Source organism: Streptomyces sp. NPDC008313, from assembly GCF_042956125.1.
Taxonomy (GTDB): domain Bacteria; phylum Actinomycetota; class Actinomycetes; order Streptomycetales; family Streptomycetaceae; genus Streptomyces.
Map to the genome: position 1 here is coordinate 192461 of NZ_JBIBFR010000014.1, position 20759 is coordinate 213219.

The 20759-nt window shown below is 70.6% G+C and carries 19 protein-coding genes; 10 read left to right on the forward strand and 9 right to left on the reverse strand.

What is annotated here, in order from left to right:
* The first annotated feature begins 67 nt into the window (after positions 1-67).
* From atpA to ACFY93_RS20690, 5 genes are all read left to right on the forward strand, one after another.
* Positions 68-1657 (forward strand): F0F1 ATP synthase subunit alpha, encoded by a 1590-nt coding sequence (gene atpA, locus ACFY93_RS20670; protein WP_391360932.1) that lies wholly within the window; start codon positions 68-70, stop codon positions 1655-1657.
* Positions 1658-1678: 21 nt separating this feature from the next.
* Positions 1679-2620: a F0F1 ATP synthase subunit gamma gene (locus ACFY93_RS20675; protein WP_391360934.1), complete on the forward strand. Its 942-nt coding sequence runs from the start codon at positions 1679-1681 to the stop codon at positions 2618-2620.
* Positions 2620-4062 carry a F0F1 ATP synthase subunit beta gene (gene atpD / locus ACFY93_RS20680; protein ID WP_391360937.1) on the forward strand — a complete coding sequence of 481 codons (1443 nt, stop codon included), beginning with the start codon at positions 2620-2622 and terminating at the stop codon, positions 4060-4062. The genes ACFY93_RS20675 and atpD overlap by 1 nt, the downstream gene beginning before the upstream one ends.
* Before the next feature lie 109 nt (positions 4063-4171).
* The gene (locus ACFY93_RS20685; protein WP_391360940.1) at positions 4172-4546 is read left to right on the forward strand and encodes a F0F1 ATP synthase subunit epsilon; all 375 of its coding nucleotides are present in this window, start codon (positions 4172-4174) and stop codon (positions 4544-4546) included.
* A 138-nt stretch (positions 4547-4684) separates the two neighbouring features.
* On the forward strand, positions 4685-5131 hold the full coding sequence (locus ACFY93_RS20690; RefSeq protein WP_391360943.1) for a DUF2550 family protein: 447 nt from the start codon (positions 4685-4687) through the stop codon (positions 5129-5131).
* A 92-nt stretch (positions 5132-5223) separates the two neighbouring features.
* Here ACFY93_RS20690 and ACFY93_RS20695 read toward each other — a convergent pair whose 3' ends face one another.
* Positions 5224-7080 (reverse strand): glycosyl hydrolase family 18 protein, encoded by a 1857-nt coding sequence (locus ACFY93_RS20695; protein ID WP_391360945.1) that lies wholly within the window; start codon positions 7078-7080, stop codon positions 5224-5226.
* A gap of 249 nt (positions 7081-7329) precedes the next feature.
* Positions 7330-7902 carry a cob(I)yrinic acid a,c-diamide adenosyltransferase gene (locus ACFY93_RS20700; RefSeq protein WP_391360946.1) on the reverse strand — a complete coding sequence of 191 codons (573 nt, stop codon included), beginning with the start codon at positions 7900-7902 and terminating at the stop codon, positions 7330-7332.
* A 230-nt stretch (positions 7903-8132) separates the two neighbouring features.
* Here ACFY93_RS20700 and ACFY93_RS20705 point away from each other — a divergent pair, with 230 nt between their 5' ends.
* From ACFY93_RS20705 to ACFY93_RS20715, 3 genes are all read left to right on the forward strand, one after another.
* The gene (locus ACFY93_RS20705) at positions 8133-8981 is read left to right on the forward strand and encodes a 3-hydroxybutyryl-CoA dehydrogenase (RefSeq protein ID WP_391360948.1); all 849 of its coding nucleotides are present in this window, start codon (positions 8133-8135) and stop codon (positions 8979-8981) included.
* 156 nt (positions 8982-9137) lie between these two features.
* Positions 9138-9461 carry an anti-sigma factor antagonist gene (locus tag ACFY93_RS20710; protein WP_391360950.1) on the forward strand — a complete coding sequence of 108 codons (324 nt, stop codon included), beginning with the start codon at positions 9138-9140 and terminating at the stop codon, positions 9459-9461.
* A 239-nt stretch (positions 9462-9700) separates the two neighbouring features.
* A complete protein-coding gene (locus ACFY93_RS20715) occupies positions 9701-12154 on the forward strand; it encodes an ATP-binding protein (RefSeq protein WP_391360953.1) in 2454 nt (817 codons plus the stop codon).
* A 77-nt stretch (positions 12155-12231) separates the two neighbouring features.
* On the opposite strand, the gene nucS is transcribed toward ACFY93_RS20715, so the two are convergent.
* Positions 12232-12903 carry an endonuclease NucS gene (nucS, locus tag ACFY93_RS20720; protein ID WP_391360955.1) on the reverse strand — a complete coding sequence of 224 codons (672 nt, stop codon included), beginning with the start codon at positions 12901-12903 and terminating at the stop codon, positions 12232-12234.
* Between the two features lie 366 nt (positions 12904-13269).
* Here nucS and ACFY93_RS20725 point away from each other — a divergent pair, with 366 nt between their 5' ends.
* Entirely contained in the window at positions 13270-13662 is a 393-nt protein-coding gene (locus tag ACFY93_RS20725) for an SCO5389 family protein (protein ID WP_391360958.1), read from the forward strand.
* A gap of 132 nt (positions 13663-13794) precedes the next feature.
* Here ACFY93_RS20725 and ACFY93_RS20730 read toward each other — a convergent pair whose 3' ends face one another.
* Positions 13795-14889: an LLM class flavin-dependent oxidoreductase gene (locus ACFY93_RS20730; RefSeq protein ID WP_391360960.1), complete on the reverse strand. Its 1095-nt coding sequence runs from the start codon at positions 14887-14889 to the stop codon at positions 13795-13797.
* Positions 14890-15109: 220 nt separating this feature from the next.
* On the opposite strand from ACFY93_RS20730, the gene ACFY93_RS20735 reads away from it, so the two are divergent.
* Positions 15110-15439, forward strand: coding sequence for an ATP/GTP-binding protein (locus tag ACFY93_RS20735; protein WP_391360962.1), 330 nt, complete (start codon positions 15110-15112; stop codon positions 15437-15439).
* A gap of 33 nt (positions 15440-15472) precedes the next feature.
* On the opposite strand, the gene ACFY93_RS20740 is transcribed toward ACFY93_RS20735, so the two are convergent.
* The 5 genes from ACFY93_RS20740 to ACFY93_RS20760 all read right to left on the reverse strand — a co-directional run bounded on the left by ACFY93_RS20740 (position 15473) and on the right by ACFY93_RS20760 (position 20604).
* Positions 15473-16318, reverse strand: a complete 846-nt coding sequence (locus ACFY93_RS20740; protein WP_391360964.1) for an ABC transporter permease — start codon at positions 16316-16318, stop codon at positions 15473-15475.
* Positions 16315-17589, reverse strand: coding sequence for an ATP-binding cassette domain-containing protein (locus tag ACFY93_RS20745; RefSeq protein ID WP_391360967.1), 1275 nt, complete (start codon positions 17587-17589; stop codon positions 16315-16317). Before ACFY93_RS20745 ends, ACFY93_RS20740 begins: the two co-directional genes overlap by 4 nt.
* Before the next feature lie 131 nt (positions 17590-17720).
* Positions 17721-18491, reverse strand: a complete 771-nt coding sequence (locus ACFY93_RS20750) for an ABC transporter permease (RefSeq protein ID WP_391360970.1) — start codon at positions 18489-18491, stop codon at positions 17721-17723.
* Between the two features lie 2 nt (positions 18492-18493).
* Entirely contained in the window at positions 18494-19561 is a 1068-nt protein-coding gene (locus ACFY93_RS20755) for an ATP-binding cassette domain-containing protein (protein WP_391360973.1), read from the reverse strand.
* A 107-nt stretch (positions 19562-19668) separates the two neighbouring features.
* The gene (locus ACFY93_RS20760; RefSeq protein WP_391360976.1) at positions 19669-20604 is read right to left on the reverse strand and encodes a cellulose-binding protein; all 936 of its coding nucleotides are present in this window, start codon (positions 20602-20604) and stop codon (positions 19669-19671) included.
* Positions 20605-20759 lie beyond the last annotated feature (155 nt).

Sequence of the window (20759 nt, forward strand, 5' to 3'; positions counted from 1 at the left end):
CTTGGGGGGAGTCCCCATACCCCCCAAAGTGAAACTTCGGGCCCAACAAGGAGAGCAGGGAACCCAGATGGCGGAGCTCACGATCCGGCCGGAGGAGATCCGGGACGCGCTGGAGAACTTTGTCCAGTCGTACAAGCCGGACGCGGCCTCGCGCGAGGAGGTCGGTACGGTCACCCTTGCCGGCGACGGCATCGCGAAGGTCGAGGGCCTCCCCTCGGCCATGGCCAACGAACTGCTGAAGTTCGAGGACGGCACCCTCGGCCTCGCCCTCAACCTCGAAGAGCGCGAGATCGGTACCGTCGTGCTCGGCGAGTTCAGCGGCATCGAGGAGGGCCAGCCGGTCACCCGCACCGGAGAGGTTCTGTCCGTCGCGGTGGGCGAGGGCTACCTCGGCCGCGTCGTCGACCCCCTCGGCAACCCGATCGACGGCCTCGGCGAGATCGAGACCACCGGTCGCCGCGCCCTCGAGCTGCAGGCCCCCACGGTCATGCAGCGCAAGTCGGTGCACGAGCCGATGGAGACCGGCTACAAGGCCATCGACGCGATGACCCCGATCGGCCGCGGTCAGCGTCAGCTGATCATCGGTGACCGCCAGACCGGCAAGACCGCCCTGGCCGTCGACACGATCATCAACCAGCGCGACAACTGGCGCTCGGGCGACGTGAACAAGCAGGTCCGCTGCATCTACGTCGCCATCGGTCAGAAGGGCTCCACCATCGCCTCCGTGCGCGGTGCCCTCGAAGAGGCCGGCGCGCTCGAGTACACGACCATCGTCGCCGCCCCGGCGTCCGACCCGGCCGGCTTCAAGTACCTGGCGCCGTACACCGGTTCGGCCATCGGCCAGCAGTGGATGTACGAGGGCAAGCACGTCCTCATCATCTTCGACGACCTCTCGAAGCAGGCCGACGCCTACCGCGCCGTGTCCCTGCTGCTGCGCCGCCCGCCGGGCCGTGAGGCCTACCCGGGTGACGTCTTCTACCTGCACTCCCGTCTGCTCGAGCGCTGCGCGAAGCTCTCGGACGAGATGGGCAAGGGCTCGATGACCGGTCTGCCGATCGTCGAGACCAAGGCCAACGACGTCTCGGCGTTCATCCCGACCAACGTCATCTCCATCACCGACGGCCAGTGCTTCCTGGAGTCGGACCTCTTCAACGCCGGTCAGCGCCCCGCGCTGAACGTCGGTATCTCCGTCTCCCGAGTCGGTGGTTCCGCGCAGCACAAGGCGATGAAGCAGGTCTCCGGCCGTCTGCGCGTGGACCTCGCCCAGTTCCGTGAGCTGGAGGCGTTCGCCGCCTTCGGTTCCGACCTGGACGCCGCGTCGAAGTCGCAGCTGGAGCGCGGTCAGCGGATGGTCGAGCTGCTCAAGCAGGCTCAGTACCAGCCGATGCCGACCGAGGACCAGGTCGTCTCCGTGTGGGCCGGTACCACCGGCAAGATGGACGACGTACCGGTCAACGACATCCGCCGCTTCGAGAAGGAGCTCCTGGAGTTCCTGCACCGCAAGGAGCAGGGCCTCATGACCTCCATCAAGGAGGGCGGCAAGATGTCGGACGACACCCTCACGGCCGTCGCCGACGCCATCGCGGACTTCAAGAAGCAGTTCGAGACCTCGGACGGGAAGCTTCTCGGCGAGGACGCTCCGGCCGCCGCCAAGTGACGTAAGGAAGGGACCTGACTCATGGGAGCCCAGCTCCGGGTCTACAAGCGTCGCATCCGATCCGTCACCGCGACCAAGAAGATCACCAAGGCGATGGAGATGATCGCCGCCTCGCGTGTCGTCAAGGCGCAGCGCAAGGTGGCGGCCTCCATGCCGTACGCGACCGAGCTCACCCGGGCGGTCACGGCGGTCGGAACCGGTTCGAACACCAAGCACCCGCTGACCACGGAGGCGGAGACGGCGACCCGTTCCGCGGTGCTGCTCCTCACGAGCGACCGTGGACTGGCCGGCGCCTTCAACTCCAACGCGATCAAGGCGGCGGAGCAGCTGACCGCCCGCCTCGTGGCGGAGGGCAAGGAGGTCGACACGTACATCGTCGGCCGCCGCGGTGTCGCCCACTACAACTTCCGTGAGCGCAAGATCTCGGAGCAGTGGACCGGCTTCACCGACGAGCCCACCTACGCGGACGCGAAGAACGTAGCGGGTCCGCTGATCGAGGCGATCGAGAAGGAGACGGCGGAGGGCGGCGTGGACGAACTCCACATCGTCTACACCGAGTTCGTCTCGATGATGACGCAGGAGGCGGTCGACGCCCGACTGCTTCCGCTCAGCCTCGAAACCGTGACATCAGCGGCTGCCGCCGCGGGGGCGGAGGAGTCGCCCGCCAAGGGCGAGATCCTTCCGCTGTACGACTTCGAGCCGTCGGCGGAGGACGTCCTCGACGCCCTGCTGCCGCGCTACGTCGAAAGCCGGATCTACAACGCGATGCTCCAGTCGGCTGCCTCCAAGCACGCCGCCACGCGGCGCGCGATGAAGTCGGCGACCGACAACGCCGGGGATTTGATCAACAGCCTCTCCCGGCTTGCCAACGCGGCCCGCCAGGCCGAAATCACCCAGGAAATCAGCGAGATCGTCGGTGGCACTGCTGCCCTGGCCGACGCGACCGCGGGGAGTGACAAGTAATGACGACCTCTGTTGAGACGGCCGCCGCCACGGGCCGCGTCGCCCGGGTCATCGGCCCGGTCGTCGACGTGGAGTTCCCCGTCGACGCGATGCCGGAGATCTACAACGCCCTTCACGTCGAGGTGGCCGACCCGGCCAACGCCGGCGAGAAGAAGACGCTGACCCTGGAAGTCGCCCAGCACCTGGGTGACGGCCTGGTCCGCACGATCTCGATGCAGCCCACCGACGGCCTGGTCCGCCAGGCCACGGTGACGGACACCGGCACGGGTATCTCGGTGCCGGTCGGCGACTTCACCAAGGGCAAGGTGTTCAACACCCTGGGCGAGGTCCTGAACCTCCCCGAGGAGAACGCCAACGTCGGTGAGCGCTGGACCATCCACCGCAAGGCCCCGGCCTTCGACCAGCTCGAGTCCAAGACCGAGATGTTCGAGACCGGCCTGAAGGTCGTCGACCTTCTGACGCCGTACGTCAAGGGTGGAAAGATCGGTCTGTTCGGTGGTGCCGGTGTGGGCAAGACCGTGCTGATCCAGGAAATGATCATGCGTGTGGCCAAGCTGCACGAGGGCGTTTCCGTCTTCGCCGGTGTCGGCGAGCGCACCCGTGAGGGCAACGACCTCATCGACGAGATGAGCGAGTCCGGCGTTCTGGACAAGACCGCGCTGGTCTTCGGCCAGATGGACGAGCCCCCGGGCACCCGTCTGCGCGTCGCCCTGGCCGGTCTGACCATGGCGGAGTACTTCCGCGATGTGCAGAAGCAGGACGTGCTGTTCTTCATCGACAACATCTTCCGCTTCACCCAGGCCGGTTCCGAGGTCTCGACCCTGCTGGGCCGTATGCCCTCGGCCGTGGGTTACCAGCCGAACCTCGCCGACGAGATGGGCCTCCTCCAGGAGCGCATCACCTCGACGCGCGGTCACTCGATCACCTCGATGCAGGCGATCTACGTCCCCGCGGACGACCTGACCGACCCGGCGCCGGCGACCACCTTCGCCCACCTCGACGCGACGACGGTTCTCTCCCGTCCGATCTCCGAGAAGGGCATCTACCCCGCGGTGGACCCGCTGGACTCCACGTCCCGCATCCTGGACCCGCGTTACATCGCGCAGGACCATTACGACGCCGCCATGCGCGTCAAGGGCATCCTGCAGAAGTACAAGGACCTCCAGGACATCATCGCGATCCTCGGTATCGACGAGCTGGGCGAGGAGGACAAGCTCGTTGTCCACCGTGCCCGTCGCGTCGAGCGCTTCCTGTCGCAGAACACCCACGCGGCGAAGCAGTTCACCGGCCTGGACGGCTCGGACGTGCCGCTCGACGAGTCGATCGCCGCGTTCAACGCGATCTGCGACGGCGAGTACGACCACTTCCCCGAGCAGGCGTTCTTCATGTGCGGTGGCGTCGAGGACCTGAAGGCCAAGGCCAAGGAGCTCGGCGTCTCCTGAGCCCCGTGCTCTCCCGAGGGGGCGGGCGCGTCCCGCCCCCTCGTCCACGCCCATTAGAATTGACCCAACACCCGGCGAGCCCGCCGGGTGGTGACCCGAGGAGCCTGTCTTGGCTGCTGAGCTGCACGTCGAGCTGGTCGCCGCCGACCGCCAGGTCTGGTCCGGCGAGGCCACCCTGGTCGTGGCGCGTACCACGTCCGGCGACATCGGCGTCATGCCCGGTCACCAGCCGCTGCTCGGTGTGCTGGAGTCGGGCCCGGTGACCATCCGTACGAGTGAAGGCGGAACGGTCGTCGCCGCGGTGCACGGCGGTTTCATCTCGTTCGCGGACGACAAGCTGTCGCTGCTGGCCGAGATCGCCGAGCTGTCGGACGAGATCGACGTCCAGCGCGCGGAGCGGGCGCTCGAGCGCGCGAAGTCGGACGCGGACGCGTCCGCCGAGCGTCGTGCGGACGTCCGGCTGCGTGCGGTGGCGGCGCGCTGACCCCAGCACGCACGTAATGACGTGACTCAGCCGCGGCCAGGACCGGAGCAATCCGGACCGGGTCGCGGCTGAGGCGATGCGGGTGCTTTTTTCCGTTCCATTACCTGCTTTACCTAAGAGACGAGGAGGTCGGTGTCGATGATCCTCGCTCTGACTGTGTGCGGTGTGGTCGTCGCGCTGGCGGTCGTGGGTCTCTTCGTCTTCGGGCTCCGCCGCCGGCTGATCCAGCGCTCCGGGGGCACCTTCGACTGCAGCCTCCGCTGGGATGTCTCCGAGAAGGGCGACCCGGGCGGCAAGGGCTGGGGGTACGGGGTCGCCCGCTACAGCGGTGACCGCGTCGAGTGGTTCCGCGTCTTCTCCTACGCCTACCGCCCGCGCCGCGTCCTGGAGCGCTCCGCGATCGAGGTGTCCGGCCGTCGCCTCCCCGAGGGCGAGGAGGAGCTGGCGCTGCTGTCCGACGCGATCATCCTGGTCTGCGTCCACCGGGGTACGCGGCTGGAGCTGGCGATGAGCGAGGACGCGCTGACCGGCTTCCTCGCCTGGCTGGAGGCGGCGCCTCCCGGGCAGAGAGTGAACGTGGCCTGAGGCGACGCCCCCCCGGAACAGAACAACGCGTCGGCCCTCCCCCGTGATCACGGGGGAGGGCCGATGTCGTGCGTCGGTGCGGTGGCGGCCGGTTACTTCAGACCGTTGCTGATGGCGCTCACGAGCTCGCCGTTGCTGGTGTCACCGCTGAACTCCCAGAAGAACGCCCCGCCCAGACCCTGGTTCTTCGCCCAGGTCATCTTGGTGCCGATGGTGGCCGGGGTGTCGTAGCTCCACCAGTTGCTGCCGCAGTGGGCGTAGGCGGTGCCGGCGATCGTCCCGGTGGCCGGGCAGGAGTTCTTGAGGACCTTGTAGTCCTCGATGCCCTGCTCGTACGTGCCCGCCGCGGGCCCGGTGGCGGTGCCGCCGGGAGCGTCCTGGGTGACGCCGGTCCAGCCGCGCCCGTAGAAGCCGATGCCGATCAGCAGCTTGCTCGCGGGCACGCCCTTGGCCTTGAACTTCGCCATCGCGTCGGCGGTGGTGAAGCCCTGCTTCGGGATGCCGCTGTAGGAGGTGAGCGGCGAGTGCGGGGCGGTCGGGCCCTTGGCGTCCCAGGCGCCGAAGAAGTCGTACGTCATGACGTTGTACCAGTCGACGTACTGGGCGGCGCCGGCGTAGTCGGCGGCGTCGATCTTGCCGCCGTCGGTGCCGTCCGCGGTGGTGGCCGCGGTGACGAGGTTCTTGCTGCCGAACTTGGCGCGCAGGGCCTGCATCAGGTTCTTGTAGGCCGCCGCCCCGCTGGTGTCGCAGGACAGGCCGCAGGCGTTCGGGTACTCCCAGTCGATGTCGATGCCGTCGAAGACGTCGGCCCAGCGCGGGTCCTCGACCAGGTCGTAGCAGGACTGCGCGAACGCGGCCGGGTTCTTGGCGGCGTCACCGAAGCCGCCGGACCAGGTCCAGCCGCCGAAGGACCACAGGACCTTGAGGTTCGGGTACTTGGCCTTCAGCTGGCGCAGCTGGTTGAAGTTGCCGCGCAGCGGCTGGTCCCAGGTGTCCGCGACACCGCTCACCGACTGGTCGGCGGTGAACGCCTTGTCGTAGTCGGCGTAGGAGTCGCCGATCGCGCACTTGCCGCCGGTGACGTTGCCGAAGGCGTAGTTGATGTGCGTGATCTTGGCGGCGGAGCCGGACGTCACCAGGTTCTTGACGTTGTAGTTCCGGCCGTAGATGCCCCACTCGGTGAAGTAGCCGAGCTTGACGGTGTCACCGGTGCCGGTGCCCGGGTCGGTGCCGCCGCCGGTGGTGTGCACCTTGACGGCGCCGCTCGCCGGGCCGGTCTGGTCGGCGGTGTCACGGGCCTGCACGGTGTACGAGTAGTCGGAGCCGGCGCTCAGCCCGTTGTCGGTGTACGACGTGGACGTCACGGTGGCGACCTTGCTGCCGTCACGCAGGACGTCGTAGTTCTTGACGCCCTTGTCGTCGGTGGCCGCGTTCCAGGAGAGCTTCACCGAGGTGTCGGTGACGGAGGAGGCGGTCGGGGTGCCCGGGGCGGAGGGTGCCTCGTCGCCGGGGACGCTGGGTCCGCCGTCGCAGGAGCCGCCGTTGACCGTGCAGTTGGAGGGGGAGCCGGAGCCGGTGCCGTTGAACCCGAAGGAGACGGAGGCGCCGGGGGCGAGCGTGCCGCTCCAGGACTTGTTCTTGGCCGTCCAGTGGTCGCCGGAGTGGGTGACGTCCGCGTCCCACGCGGAGGTGACCGACGTACCGGAGGGGAAGTCCCACTGGATGGTCCAGGAGCTGATGCTCGTGGTGCCGGTGTTCTTGACGGTCCACTTGCCTTCGAAGCCACTGCCCCAGTCCTGGGTCTTGGCGTAGGTGGCGGTGGCCGTGGAGGCCTCGGCGTGGGCGGGTGCCGAGAGGCCGACGAGAGCGGCGAGCGGGAGGAGCATCGTGGTGAGACCGGCGACGACTCTGCGTCCGGAGCCGGCTGCGGATCTGGGCCTGAAGCGCATCGAGCGCCTCCTCGTGTGTCGGGAGCATGACCAAGCGCAGTGCCGCGAGAATAGAAAGGTCTGGACCAGAGGTCAATAGGTCTGGACCAGTTGCGCACGCACTCTTCCCGAACCCGCTACCGCGTCGGCCGGATCCCCAACTCCTCCGCCACCGCCGCCCCTTGTGTCCCGCCGCGCGGACCGGTCCGCCCCGGCGGACGGCTGACGTGCGTCTTCCCCGCCGCCTCCGCCGGGCCGGGCGGCCCTGGGTCAGCGCTCGCCGCCCGGCACCCACAGCACGTCGCCCACGTCCTTGTTGGCCGTCCGCGCCAGGATGAAGAGGAGGTCGGAGAGGCGGTTCAGATAGGTCGCGGTGAGCGGGTTCATGACGGGACCGTGCACCTCGAGCGCCGCCCACGTCGAGCGCTCGGCGCGCCGGACCACCGTGCACGCCTGGTGCAGCAGGGCCGCGCCCGGGGTGCCGCCGGGAAGGATGAAGGAGCGGAGCTTCTCCAGCCGCTCGTTGAAGCGGTCGCAGTCCGCCTCCAGCTTGTCCACGTAGAACTGCTCGACCCGCAGCGGCGGGTACTCCGGGTTCTCGGCGACCGGCGTCGACAGGTCCGCGCCCACGTCGAACAGATCGTTCTGGACGCGGGTGAGGACCGCGACGACCTCCTCGTCGAGCCCGCCGAGCGCGATCGCCGTGCCGATCACCGCGTTCGCCTCGTTGCTGTCGGCGTACGCCGAGATCCGGGGATCGGTCTTGGGGACCCGGCTCATGTCACCGAGGGCGGTGGTGCCCTGGTCGCCGGTACGGGTGTAGATACGCGTCAGATTGACCATGCGGCCACCCTATTCAGGCGGGGGTCCTCCGGGGGCCGCGTGTGCCCGCCGTCACGGCCCGGGACCGCCGGAAGGCCCCCAACTACGCCGTACGGGCCGTGGAATGAGCCGTGCCGGTGTGATGTCCGCCAGATGAGACGTGACGCGCGTTACTTAGCGGTCACACGAGCCCTCACGAGCGCTATCGTCCGCCGGAGAGACGTACTGAACAGTGTGTGAGGGGAGTCGGAGTGGCACGGAAGCTTGCCGTCATCGGAGCGGGACTCATGGGGTCCGGCATCGCCCAGGTGTCCGCGCAGGCGGGCTGGGACGTCGTGCTGCGCGATGTCACCGACGAGGCGCTCACCCGTGGCACCGACGGCATCAAGGCGTCGTACGACAAGTTCGTCGGCAAGGGCAAGCTCGCCGCCGAGGACGCCGAGGCCGCGCTCGCCCGCATCACCGCGACCACCGATCTGGACGCCGCCGCGGACGCCGACATCGTCGTCGAGGCCGTCTTCGAGAAGCTCGAGGTCAAGCACGAGATCTTCCGGGCCCTCGACAAGATCGTCCGCGACGACACCGTACTCGCCTCGAACACCTCGGCCATCCCGATCACCAAGATCGCGGCGGCCACCGCACGCCCGGAGCGGGTCGTCGGTGTCCACTTCTTCTCGCCGGTCCCGATGATGCAGCTGTGCGAGCTGGTGCGCGGCTACAAGACGAGCGACGAAGCGCTCGCCACCGCGCGGGAGTTCGCCGAGTCCGTCGGCAAGACCTGCATCGTCGTCAACCGCGACGTCGCCGGCTTCGTCACGACCCGGCTCATCTCGGCGCTCGTCGTCGAGGCGACCAAGCTGTACGAGTCCGGCGTGGCCAGCGCCGAGGACATCGACCTCGCCTGCAAGCTGGGCTTCGGACACGCCATGGGCCCCCTCGCCACGGCCGACCTGACGGGCGTCGACATCCTGCTGCACGCCACCGGCAACATCTACACCGAGACCCAGGACGAGAAGTTCGCGCCGCCCGAGCTGATGCGCCGGATGGTTGACGCCGGTGACATCGGCCGCAAGAGCGGGCAGGGCTTCTACAAGCACTGACGTCCGCACGGGCCTCACGGCCTTCACCCGACAGGGTGAATTCGGTATCGGTTCGCTCACGGACGGCAACCTCTCTGCCCCAGAAGCAGTCAGAGGTTGCACAAAGACAGACGCGGAGCAAGACGCGGAGTAAAGACGCACTCTCGGGGAGCGCATATGTACATCAGGGGCGACCACGCCGGGCTGGTCGTCGGGGGCCGCCTCGACGTGCGCAGCGCGGCGGACGCCCGTACGGTCCTGCACTCGGCCGTCGACGACGGAGTCGGCGACCTGGTGCTGGACCTGTCCGACCTGGACTCCTGGGACGCCACCGGACTCGGCGTCATCATGGGAGCCCACCGGCGGGCGGGGCGGTGCGGCCGTCGGCTTGTGCTGCGCGGCGTCCCGCCGCAGATGCAGCGCCTGCTGGTGGCCACCCGGCTGCACCGGATCCTGGCGATCGAGGGCGGTATCGGAGTCGACTCCCTGCCCAGGGTGTGAAGACGGCTGCGAAGCCGCCCTTCACCGGGGTGAATGGCGCGCCGCACGCAATCCTCACGAACCCGTGACGTCTCGGACCGCGCGGTACCCCGGCTGTTCCTGAATACTGTGCGAAGGTTTAGGGTTCGGCTGCCCGCTGCCTGTCACCCTCGAAGCGGGCACCGGACCAGAAGCGACAGCGCGGTGTGCGGCAAGGCCGGGAGGGGCTCGGCACACGACGCTTTTGGGGGGCTTGGAACATGGACCCGAACAACCGGGGACCCGAGGAGTACGGCCATGACGACGGCCGGGCGCCTCGCCCGCGCCCGCCGCGGGACGCGCTCACCACCGACTTCACCCCGCACGCGCCGGTCCCCGCCCGCACCGTCCGACTGGTGTCCGGCGACTACCTGCTGACCGTGAACCCTGTCGACGGCAGCGAGATCGAGGCCTGCCCGCCCGGCGAGCGGCCCCCGCGCCCCGTCAAGCTCGACGCCGCCGAACGCGCCGAGCGCACGCGCGCCGCCCAGCCGCCCGTCCCCCCGGGCCCGCCCCAGCCCCGGCTGCCGCTTTTGGAGCGCCAGGACGAGCGCGAGCGGCTCGTACGCCTCCTCGCGCGCGGCCGTTCGGTGCGCCTCACCGGCGCCGCCGGCTCCGGCCGCACCAGCCTCCTCGACGCCGTCGCCGACGACTGCGCCGACCTCGCGCCCGACGGCGTCGTCCGCCTCTCCGGCCACCGCCGCAGCGCCGGCGACCTCTTCCTCGACCTCCTCCACTCCGTCTACGACGCCCCCCGGCACCGGCCCGGCCCCGAGGAGCTGCGCGCCCTCGTCGGTGAGATCGGCGCCGTCGTCGTCCTCGACGACCTCGAGTTCGGCGGCTCCGCGCTCGACGAACTCCTCGACGCCACCCCTGAGTGCGCCTTCCTCGTCGCCGCCACCCCCGACGTCCCCCCGCCGTCCGCCGAGTCCCTCGTCGAGGAGGTCCACCTCGGCGGCCTCGACCGCGCCGGCGGCCTCGAACTCCTGGAGCGGTCCGTCGGACGCGCTCTCACCGAGGAGGAGTCGAACTGGGCGGGCGACCTCTGGTTCGAGTCCGAGGGCCTGCCCCTGCGCTTCGTCCAGGCCGGCGCCCTGCTGCTCCAGCGCGACCGGCTGAACGCGGGCCCGGACGTCTTCGACGACTTCGGCTACGGGGACGACGAGCCCGCCGACGCGCCCGTCGAGGCGGAGGCGGACGACGCCGTACCGCTGCCGTCGCTCGCCGAGGGCGCCGCCCCCGCCTCCCTGCTGGCCTCCCGGCTCAGCGAGTCCGCCCGGGCCACCCTGCGCTTCGCCGTCGCCCTCGGCGGCGAGGTGCCGCACCAGGCCCACCTGCCCGCCCTCGTCGGCGACACCCACGCCGACGCCGCGCTCGCCGAACTCGCGGGCTGCGCCCTGCTCTCGCCGGTCGGCCCCCGCTACCGCCTCGCGGCCGGGGTCCAGGCCCAGCTGGAGGCCGCCGGATACGCCTCCGACGCCGAGGACCAGGCGCTCGCCGCCGCCCGGCACTACGCCTGGTGGGCCGGGCACCCCTCCGTCACCCCCGAGCGGGCCTGCGCCGAGGCCGACGCCCTGCTCGCCGCCCTCTCCGTCCTGGTGCCCCTCACCACCGCCCCTCTCGACGACGACGAGAGCATCGCCGTCCAGCTGGCCCGCACGGCCGCGCCCGCCTTCGCGGCGGGCCTGCACTGGAGCGCCTGGGAACGCGCGCTGCGCTTCGGTGCGGAGGCCTCCCGGCTCTCCGGCGAGGTGTCCGAACAGGCCTATTTCCACCACGAGTTGGGCGTCCTCGCGCTCTGCGGCGACCGGCCCGACCGGGCCCGCGCCGAGCTGGAGGCCTCCATCGGGCTGCGCGGCGCCCTCGCCGACAAGCGGGGCACCGTCGCCGGCCGGCGTGCCCTCGCCCTGGTCGCCGACCGCACCGGTGCCGCCGTGCCCGGCGGCCGGACCGGCGAGGAGGCGGCCGACGCGCGGTACGAGGAGCCGGCGTCGCCACCCGGCGGCGTCCCGGCCGCGTTCGCGCTGCCCCCGGCGCCCGCCGAGGCCGCGACGCTCGTCACCCACCAGGCCGCCCCGGCTCCCGCGCCCGCGGGACGCGGCGGGGCCGCGTCCGGGATGAAGCGCCTGGTGAACGGCACCCGGCGCAACCTGGTGGCGGCCGGCGCGGGCGCGCTCCTCGCCGCCGTGCTCGGCACCGTGGTGACGCTCGGCGCGACCTCCGACCACAACGAGAACCCGTCCGAGCAGGTCGGCGTCAACCCGTCCACCAGCCAGGACGCGGACGACGACAGCCTCGACGCGGACCCGGCGCGCGAGGACGACGACGCGAAGACGTCGGGCAGGCCGACGGCCACCGGTACCTCGGGAGCCCCGACACCCACCGAGAGCGGGAAGGCGTCGGACGACCCGAGCGGCTCGACGAAACCGAGCGACTCGAAGAAGCCGTCTCACTCGACACCGAAGCCGTCGACGTCGCACAAGCCCCCGACGTCCCCGAAGCCGACCTCCTCGTCGCCGAAGCCGTCGACCAGCGGTCCGACACCGTCCGGCAGCACGTCCGCCACGACGGACCCGACCACCTCCGACTCCGCCAGCGGCCCCGCGTCGGGCAGGGCGAGCACCACCAGCTCCATGAGCGCCCCGGGTACTCCGGACGCGCCGCCGGTGATCTGAGCACACGAGGGGCCCGGGTCCGTACCGCGGACCCGGGCCCCTCGTGTGGACGCGCGCTCGCGGGCGCGTACGCCGCGTCAGAAGAGCCGCAGCTTGTCGTCCTCGATGCCGCGCAGCGCGTCGTAGTCGAGGACCGCGCAGCCGATCCCGCGGTCCGTGGCCAGCACCCTGGCCTGCGGCTTGATCTCCTGGGCGGCGAAGACGCCGCGTACCGGGGCGAGGTGCGGGTCGCGGTTGAGGAGTTCCAGATAGCGGGTGAGCTGTTCCACACCGTCGATCTCGCCCCGCCGCTTGATCTCGACGGCGACGGTCCGCCCCTCTCCGTCACGGCAGAGGATGTCGACGGGGCCGATGGCCGTCATGTACTCGCGGCGGATCAGCGAGTAGCCCTCGCCGAGGGTCTCGATGCGGTCCGCGAGCAGTTCCTGTAGGTGCGCTTCCACGCCGTCTTTGATCAGACCGGGATCGACGCCGAGTTCGTGCGAGGTGTCGTGGAGGATCTCCTCCATCGTGATGATGAGCTTCTCGCCCGCTTTGTTGACGACGGTCCAGACGTCCTTCTCGTCGCCCGAACCCTCCTTCAGCGTGCAGGGCGGCGACATCCAGTTGAGGGGCTTGTAGGCCCGGTCGTCCGCGTGGATGGAGACGCTGCCGTCCGCCTTCACGAGGATGAGGCGGGGGGCCGACGGGAGATGGGCGGTGAGCCGGCCCGCGTAGTCCACGGAACAGCGGGCGATGACGAGACGCATGGTCGGCAACGCTACTCGACCGAAAGCGCCGCACGCGATTCGCCCGTTCGCGCACCCGCCCCGACCGGCGTGGAGTCCGCGCGGAATATCCCGTTCACCGCTTTCGTCACCCCGTACCCCGGGTGTCACAGAGGACCGCCGAGTCCAACGGGGCGCCCCTTTGCTCCCCAAAGACACCTGTTCGAGGGTTGGCCGATTGTGAGCACAACCAGGGCCCGCTGTGTGTGCATTCTCCTGGTGCGGCCCCCTCGCGGTGCTTACCTTATAAACGGGAGGTCGCGATACGTGCACGCTGCGTGTTCACATGCGCGGGCTCCCTTGCTGTCCGTCAACCCCCGCTCCACCGGGGGTGCGAGAGGAGAACCCATGTCGCTCGACGTCTCACCGGCCCTACTCGAACAGGCCGAGCGAGGCGAGGTCGACGAAGCTGACTTCGTCGACTGCGTCCGGACCTCCCTGCCCTACGCATGGGAGATGATCAGCTCCCTGGTGGCCCAGCTGAAGGTCGACGGCGGCCCGTTCGCCGACAACCAGACGCCCCCGCCGGACGAGCAGGCACGTGGCCAGCTGCTGCGTGCGCTCGCGAGTGACGCGATACGCGGCGCGCTGCAGCGGCACTTCGGCGTACGCCTGGCGTTCCAGAACTGCCACCGGGTGGCGGTGTTCCCGCTGGACGCCTCGGTGGACGACACGCTGGCACGCTTCACCTCGGTGCGTAACCAGCTCCTCAACCAGTCGCCGGAGTTCAGGGACTGCTGAGGCGGTGACGCCACTTGACTTGCCGCTCCGTACGCGGGAGGTGCATCGGTACCGGGGCGGCAAGCTCTCCGCCGGGCGCGCGCGTTCGGCGGCGCCGGGCACCCCGGCCCGGCCGCCTGCCGCGCCCGCCGCTCAGCGGAGCCGGGGGAGCACCTCCGCACCGAGCCGTCGTACGTTCTCCTCGGTGGCCGCGAGATCGCCCGAGCCCTCGACCAGCAGCGCGAACCGCGAGATCCCGGTCCGCTCCGACGTCGCCGCGAGCCGGTCCGCGCACAGCCGGGGCGTCCCCACCGGGTGCAGCCCGCAGAGCAGTTCGGTGTACGCGAGCGGGTCCCGCATCCCCCGGGCCCGGCCGTCGACCGTCACATGCGCGTCCAGCCCCTGCTTCAGCCAGCCGGGCATCGCCTTGAGCAGGGTCTCGGCCGCGTCGGTGTGGCGGTCCGCGATCTGGCAGACCCCCGCCGAGACGTGTGCCGCGCCGAGGATCTCTCCGGACGGCCGCCCCGCCGCGCGGGCGCACCGCCGCCACAGCGCGACCATTTCGGCCTTCTCCTCGTCACCCACGTGCATGCCCAGCAGCATCGGCAGCCCCCGCTCGGCCGCGAGCCGCACGCTCGCCGGCGAGGTGCAGGCGACGACGACCTCCGGCCCCGCCGCGTCCCCGTCCGCGCCGTGCGCCTCCGGGCCGGGACCGGACAGCGGAGACCCCCAGGACCCGCCCGGCGCCGTCAGCGCCTCCGACGGCCGTGGCACGACGGGGACTTCACGGAAGCGGAACCGGTCCCCGGTGCCCGCGACGGACGGCTCCCGCAGCCAGCGGACCAGCAGATCGAGTGATTCCGGGAAACCCGTCTCGTACGCCTCCAGGCCCGCGCCGAAGACCTCCAGGTCGACCCACGGCCCGCCGCGCCCCACGCCCAGCGAGAACCGCCCGCCGGACGTGACGTGCAGCAGCGCGGCCTGTTCGCCGAGGGCGACCGGGTGTGCCGTGGGCAGTACGCTCACCGCCGTGCCGACCCGGATCCGCCGGGTGCGGCCGAGGAGCAGCGCGGCCAGCGTGACGGCCGAGGGGCACGTTCCGTACGGTACGAAGTGGTGCTCGGCCAGCCATACGGAGTCGAGCCCCGCCTCCTCCGCCACCTCGGCCGACCGCACCGCACGGTGCAGCGCCTCCCCCTGGCCCTGTCCGGGGAACTGGGCCGCCAGTAAAAAACTTCCTACGCGCATCGCGCTCCTGCCTCCTTGGTACCGACGCGGAGCTCCCCCCGTCCGGCATAACCCCCCGACACGTGCCGAAGTCACGGGTGAACGGGGGAATTTGCCGATTGTCTGCAGAATGCGCCGGACGGGGGGCGGTCTGTGGGGGTTGGTGACGTACGCGTACCCCTGTGCGCGCCGCGTAGGCTGGACGCCACCATTGCTCCCTGACAGCTCGGTGAGGTGTCCCGTGTCCCCGCGTCGCAACCGTCCCAAGGACGCCGGTCCGGCCCGCAGCGCGGACGAGGACCCGCCCGGCCGTTACGGCGGCTGGCAGTCCACGGAGAGCTGGCGGGGCGAGGAGTGGAGCGTGCGCCACGTGGCGGGCGCGAGCGCGCAGGGCAAGGCGTACCGCTGCCCGGGCTGCGACCAGATGATCCCCTCCGGTGTGCCGCACGTGGTGGCGTGGCCGGAGCACTCCGGCGTCGACGAGCGGCGCCACTGGCACAAGGCGTGCTGGAACGCGAAGGACCGCCGCACCTCGCGGGTGCAGCGGTCCCGTAACGCGCCGAGGTTCTAGGTCCGGACAGGACCTGGCGGCCTCGGATCGGGCTCAGACGTCGCGGCGCTCCAGCAGCGCGAAGGCCCCGGCGATGGCCACGCCGGTCACCCCGGCGAGCAGGCCCAGCTGGGAGCCGCCGCCCGCGCCCTCGCTGTCCAGCTCGAAGATCTTGGCGAGGGCGTTGGGGGCGTTGTAGTCCATCATCTTCTCGCCGAGGGTGCGCATGCTCTCGGACATCATCAGGAACGCGGGCAGGATCGCGGGGACCAGCACGACGCCCAGCATCGTGGTGATCGCGCCAGCCGAGTGCCGCAGCATCGAGCCGACCGCGAGCGCCAGCACGCCGAGCAGCGACACGTACAGCGAGCCCTTGAGGACCGTGCCGCCCCACGAGACCTCCGAGGCGCCGCTGTGCATCCCGGACGCCATCAGGCCGACCAGGCCGATGGCGAAGGCGGAGACGACGAAGGCGACCGCGAAGAAGATCAGCAGCTTCGCGGCGAGCACCCGGTACCGCTGCGGCGACGCCGTGAACGTCGTACGGATCATGCCGGTGCCGTACTCGGACGAGACCACCAGGACGCCCAGGGTGATCAGGCAGATCTGGCCGAGGATCAGGCCGAAGAACGCCGGGATCGTGTACGGGACGTCGACGTAGTCGATGTCGTCGGTCTGGGTGGCGACCAGGAAGCCGATGCCGACGACGAGGAGCAGGAACGTGCCCAGCGTCCACATCGTGGAGCGCACCGACTTGATCTTCGTCCACTCGGAGGTGAGCGCGTGACCGAGGTGGGTGCGCGTGATCGGGATCGGCGAGGTGTACGAAGCGCCGGGCGCCGCCTGCCAGTTGGGGGCAGGAGCGGCCTGCTGCGGCATCTGGGGCTGCGGCGTGCTCATCGGGGGTCCTCGTTGTCGCGCTTGGTCAGGTCGGGGGCGGGAGCGGCGGGCGTGGACGCGACCGGCGAGGGCGGCTGCGCCGGCGCCGCGGGGGCGGCCGGTTGCGCGGGCGTGTGCGCGGGCGCCTGGGGCGCGTTCTGGGCGTACGGGTTGGGCTGACCGGCGCCCGGTGCGCCGGACGCCGGCGGGGCCCCGTACGGGCCCGCGGGGGGCTGTCCCTGCGGCATGGCGAACGGCTGACCGCCCTGCTGGGGCGGCGGCGGGGCGTACCAGCCGGCCTGCCCCTGACCGGGCACCGGCACCGGCTGCTGGACGCCCGGCGCGGGGAGCTGCATGAGCCCCTCCTTCTGGTCGATCGTCGAGCGGTAGTCGACGACGCCCTGCGTCATCCGCATGTACGCCTCCTCCAGCGAGGCCTGATGCGGCGACAGCTCCCACAGCCGGACGTCGGCCGAGTGCGCCAGGTCGCTGATGCGGGGCAGCGGCAGACCGGTCACCCGCAGCGCGCCGTCCTGCTCGGGCAGCACCTGGCCGCCCGCCTCGGTCAGCGTGGCCGTCAGCTTCTCGCGGTGCTGCGGCTCCGAGTCGGGCGTCCGCACCCGGGCGAAGTCCGCCGAGTTGTGCGAGATGAAGTCCTTGATGTTCATGTCGGCGAGCAGCTGCCCGCGGCCGATCACGATGAGGTGGTCGGCGGTCAGCGCCATCTCGCTCATCAGGTGGCTCGACACGAAGACCGTACGGCCCTCCGCCGCCAGCGACTTCATGAGGTTGCGCACCCAGAGGATGCCCTCGGGGTCGAGGCCGTTGACCGGCTCGTCGAAGAGCAGTACCTGCGGGTCGCCGAGGAGCGCCGCGGCGATGCCGAGCCGCTGCCCCATGCCGAGCGAGAAGCCCTTGGACCGCTTCCTCGCCACGTCCTGCAGGCCGACGACGCCGAGGACCTCGTCCACCCGGCGGGCCGGGATGCCGGAGAGCTGTGCGAGGCAGAGCAGGTGGTTGCGGGCGTGCCGGCCGCCGTGGACGGCCTTGGCGTCGAGGAGCGCGCCGACCTGGCGGGGCGCGTTGGGCAGCCTGCGGTAGGGGTGGCCGCCGATCGTGACCTGGCCCGACGTCGGGTTGTCCAGACCGAGGATCATCCGCATGGTCGTCGACTTGCCCGAGCCGTTGGGCCCGAGGAATCCGGTGACGGCTCCGGGCCGCACCTGGAAGGAAAGGTTGTACACGGCCGTCTTGTCGCCGTAGCGCTTCGTCAGGCCGACTGCCTCGATCATGCTCCGCACCCATCGAAAGGTTCAGGACGTCGGGGCGCACGCCCCCGTAAGGGTTAGGAGGATAACGGGGCGCTGACGGTTCCACTCAAGAGAAAGTAAAAGGACGCAGGTCGCGGGGGTGCCCCGGGCCCTCACGCGTCCCGCTTCCGAAGTACCGCATAACCACCGATCAGTGCCGCGATCACCCACAGGGCCATGATGCCGAGCCCGCCCCAGGGGCCGTACGGGGTGTCGTCGTCGAACGGCGTCACCACCTGCATGATCCTGCTCCCCGCCTGGTCGGGCAGGTACTGGCCGACCTTTTTCGTGGCCGAGACGTTACCGAGGATGTTGGAGATCAGGAAGAAGAACGGCATCAGGATGCCCAGCGACAGCATCGGACTGCGCAGCATCGCGGCGACCCCCATCGAGAAGACGGCGATGAGGGTCATGTAGAGCCCGCCGCCGATGACCGCGCGCAGCACGCCGGGGTCGCCGATCGACGCCTTGTGGCTGCCGAGCATGGCCTGCCCGAGGAAGAAGGTGACGAAGCTCGTCACGATGCCGACCAGGAAGGCGAGCAGGGTCGCCACCGCGATCTTGCTGAACAGGAACGTGCCGCGCTGCGGTACGGCGGCGAGCGAGGTGCGGATCATCCCGGTGCTGTACTCGTTCGAGACGACCAGCACCCCGAACACGATCATCGCCAGCTGGCCCAGGCTCATCCCGGCGAAGCTGATGAACGTCGGGTCGAAGGACGCCCGGTCGCGGGCGCTCATGTTGTCGAACTCGTTCTTCGACAGCACCGAGATCAGGATGCCGAGCGCGACCGTGACCACGGCCGCGAGCGAGAGCGTCCACACCGTGGACGCCACCGACCGGATCTTGGTCCATTCGGACGTGATGACCTGGGTCGCCGCCATGTTCAGCCCTTCTTCCAGTCGCTGCCCCACTGCCGCCGGGGCGGCGGGGCGCCCCCTCCCGCCGGGTCCGGCGGGGCTCCCGGCCCCGTGGTCCCCGCGCCCGCGGTCCCCGCGCCCGGGACCGCCGCGCCCGGAGCCCCCGCCCCCGGGACGTCGTACGGGGCGTCGGAGTGCGCGTGGTACTCCACCGACCCCGCGGTCAGCCGCATGAACGCCTCCTCCAGGGAGGCCTGCTGCGGACTCAGCTCGTGCAGCACGATCCCGTGCCGTGCGGCGAGCTCGCCGAGGCGCTCCGGGGAGCCGCCGTCCACCTCCAGCACCCCGCCGCCCGTCTCCACGGCGGTGACCCCCGCGCCGCGCAGCACGTCGAGGAGCCGCTCCCGCTGCGGGGAGCGCATCCGCACGAACGAGCGGGAGTTCTTGTCGATGAAGTCGGCCATGGAGGTGTCGGCGAGCAGCCGCCCCTGGCCGATGACGACGAGATGATCGGCGGTCAGCGCCATCTCGCTCATCAGATGGCTCGACACGAAGACCGTCCGGCCCTGGGCGGCCAGCGACTTCATCAGATTGCGGATCCAGTGGATGCCCTCGGGGTCGAGACCGTTCACCGGCTCGTCGAACATCAGGATCCGCGGGTCGCCGAGCAGCGCGCCCGCGATCCCGAGCCGCTGCCCCATGCCGAGCGAGAAGCCCTTCGCCTTCTTGCGGGCGACCGCCGTCAGTCCCACCGTGTCCAGCACCTCGTGCACCCGGGCCCGCGGGATGCCGTTGCTCTGCGCGAGGCACAGCAGATGGTTGAAGGCGCTGCGCCCGCCGTGCATGGCCTTCGCGTCCAGCAGGGCGCCGATGAACCGCAGCGGGTCCTTGAGGGCGTCGTAGCGCTGCCCGTCGATGCGGACGTCACCCGAGGTCGGCCGGTCCAGGCCCAGCATCATCCGCATCGTCGTGGACTTGCCCGCCCCGTTCGGCCCCAGGAAGCCGGTCACGATGCCGGGTCTGACGGCGAAGGTCAGGTTGTTGACCGCCACAGTGTCCCCGTACCGCTTCGTCAGCCCCTCGAGCTCGATCATGCGGTCACGCTAGAACGGGACAAAGCCCCCTGCCACCGGAGTGACAGGGGGCTCGCGCACGAGGAGCCCGGCCCCGGCCGGCGTCATCCGCCGGCCGGAGACCCGCCTCAGCGGGACTGCTGCGCCGGAACGCCCCGCGAGACCGGCTCGTCCTCGGCCGGCGTGCCGGCCGCGGCCACCGCGGCGCCCGTGAGCGTCGCGAGCATCTCGCGGACGTTCGTGAGCTGCGCGTTGATCGAGTCGCGGCGGTTCGTCAGCGCGGCGAGCTCCCGCTCGGACTCCGAACGGATGCGGTCCGCCTTGGCGTTCGCGTCGGCCACGATGTCCTCGGCCTGGCGCTGAGCCGTCTCCACCGTCTGGCGGGCGCGGCGCTCGGCGTCCGTACGGAGCTTCTCGGCCTCCAGACGGAGCTGCTCCGCCCGGTGCTCGATCTCCGCCAGCCGCTTCTCGGCCTTCGCCTGACGCGACGCCAGGTCGCGCTCGGACTGCTCCCGGCGCTTGGCGAGGTTCGTCTCGAAGTCGGCGGCGGCCTGCGCGGCCTTCGCGCGGGTCTCCTCGAAGAGGGCGTCCGCCTCCTCACGCTTGGACTGCGCGTCCTTCTGCGCCTCGGAGCGCAGCTGGGACGCGTCGCTCTTGGCCTTCTCGACGATCCGGACGCCCTCGTCCTCGGCCTTCGCCTTGCGCTCCGAGGCGAACGACTCCGCGTCGTTGCGCACCTGCTGGGCCGCCGACTCGGCGAGGTCACGGTGCTGCTCGGCCGCGCGACGGGCCTCCTCGCGCAGGTCCTTCGCCTCCTCCTCGGCGAGGCGGAGGATCTTCTCGACGCGCGCGCCGAGACCCGCGTACGACGGCTCCGCGTCGCTGACCTGTGCCTGGGCGTTCTGCGTCTCGAGGTGGAGCTCCTCGATGCGCTTCTCGAGAGCGGTGATACGGGCCAGAGCGCTGTCACGGTCGGAGACGAGCTTCGAGATGCGTTCGTCCACCTGAGCGCGGTCGTACCCACGCCGCACAAGCTCGAAGCCGTAGGGGGAAGTGTCGCTCATGGGGTTCCTGTCGAATGAGACCGGGTGAGGTGATAGAGGGAATCCTAGGCGCCAAAGCGGTGTGTCATCGAGCGGATACGTGTTTGATCTGGAGAATGACACCTCTTTTGGGTGGCCGACGGCCGGAACGCTTGCCAGAGCCCGTCTCCGCCGTC

Bases quoted from the DNA above. Each gene is read 5' to 3' on its own strand.
- ACFY93_RS20715 (WP_391360953.1), top strand. From the start codon at position 9,701: ATGGACCCGAACAACCGGGGACCCGAGGAGTACGGCCATGACGACGGC.
- ACFY93_RS20755 (WP_391360973.1), bottom strand. From the start codon at position 19,561: ATGATCGAGCTCGAGGGGCTGACGAAGCGGTACGGGGACACTGTGGCG.
- ACFY93_RS20675 (WP_391360934.1), top strand. From the start codon at position 1,679: ATGGGAGCCCAGCTCCGGGTCTACAAGCGTCGCATCCGATCCGTCACC.
- ACFY93_RS20695 (WP_391360945.1), bottom strand. From the start codon at position 7,080: ATGCGCTTCAGGCCCAGATCCGCAGCCGGCTCCGGACGCAGAGTCGTC.
- ACFY93_RS20745 (WP_391360967.1), bottom strand. From the start codon at position 17,589: ATGATCGAGGCAGTCGGCCTGACGAAGCGCTACGGCGACAAGACGGCC.
- nucS (WP_391360955.1), bottom strand. From the start codon at position 12,903: ATGCGTCTCGTCATCGCCCGCTGTTCCGTGGACTACGCGGGCCGGCTC.
- atpD (WP_391360937.1), top strand. From the start codon at position 2,620: ATGACGACCTCTGTTGAGACGGCCGCCGCCACGGGCCGCGTCGCCCGG.
- ACFY93_RS20750 (WP_391360970.1), bottom strand. From the start codon at position 18,491: ATGGCGGCGACCCAGGTCATCACGTCCGAATGGACCAAGATCCGGTCG.
- ACFY93_RS20740 (WP_391360964.1), bottom strand. From the start codon at position 16,318: ATGAGCACGCCGCAGCCCCAGATGCCGCAGCAGGCCGCTCCTGCCCCC.
- ACFY93_RS20700 (WP_391360946.1), bottom strand. From the start codon at position 7,902: ATGGTCAATCTGACGCGTATCTACACCCGTACCGGCGACCAGGGCACC.
- ACFY93_RS20710 (WP_391360950.1), top strand. From the start codon at position 9,138: ATGTACATCAGGGGCGACCACGCCGGGCTGGTCGTCGGGGGCCGCCTC.
- ACFY93_RS20725 (WP_391360958.1), top strand. From the start codon at position 13,270: ATGTCGCTCGACGTCTCACCGGCCCTACTCGAACAGGCCGAGCGAGGC.
- ACFY93_RS20730 (WP_391360960.1), bottom strand. From the start codon at position 14,889: ATGCGCGTAGGAAGTTTTTTACTGGCGGCCCAGTTCCCCGGACAGGGC.
- ACFY93_RS20690 (WP_391360943.1), top strand. From the start codon at position 4,685: ATGATCCTCGCTCTGACTGTGTGCGGTGTGGTCGTCGCGCTGGCGGTC.
- ACFY93_RS20760 (WP_391360976.1), bottom strand. From the start codon at position 20,604: ATGAGCGACACTTCCCCCTACGGCTTCGAGCTTGTGCGGCGTGGGTAC.
- atpA (WP_391360932.1), top strand. From the start codon at position 68: ATGGCGGAGCTCACGATCCGGCCGGAGGAGATCCGGGACGCGCTGGAG.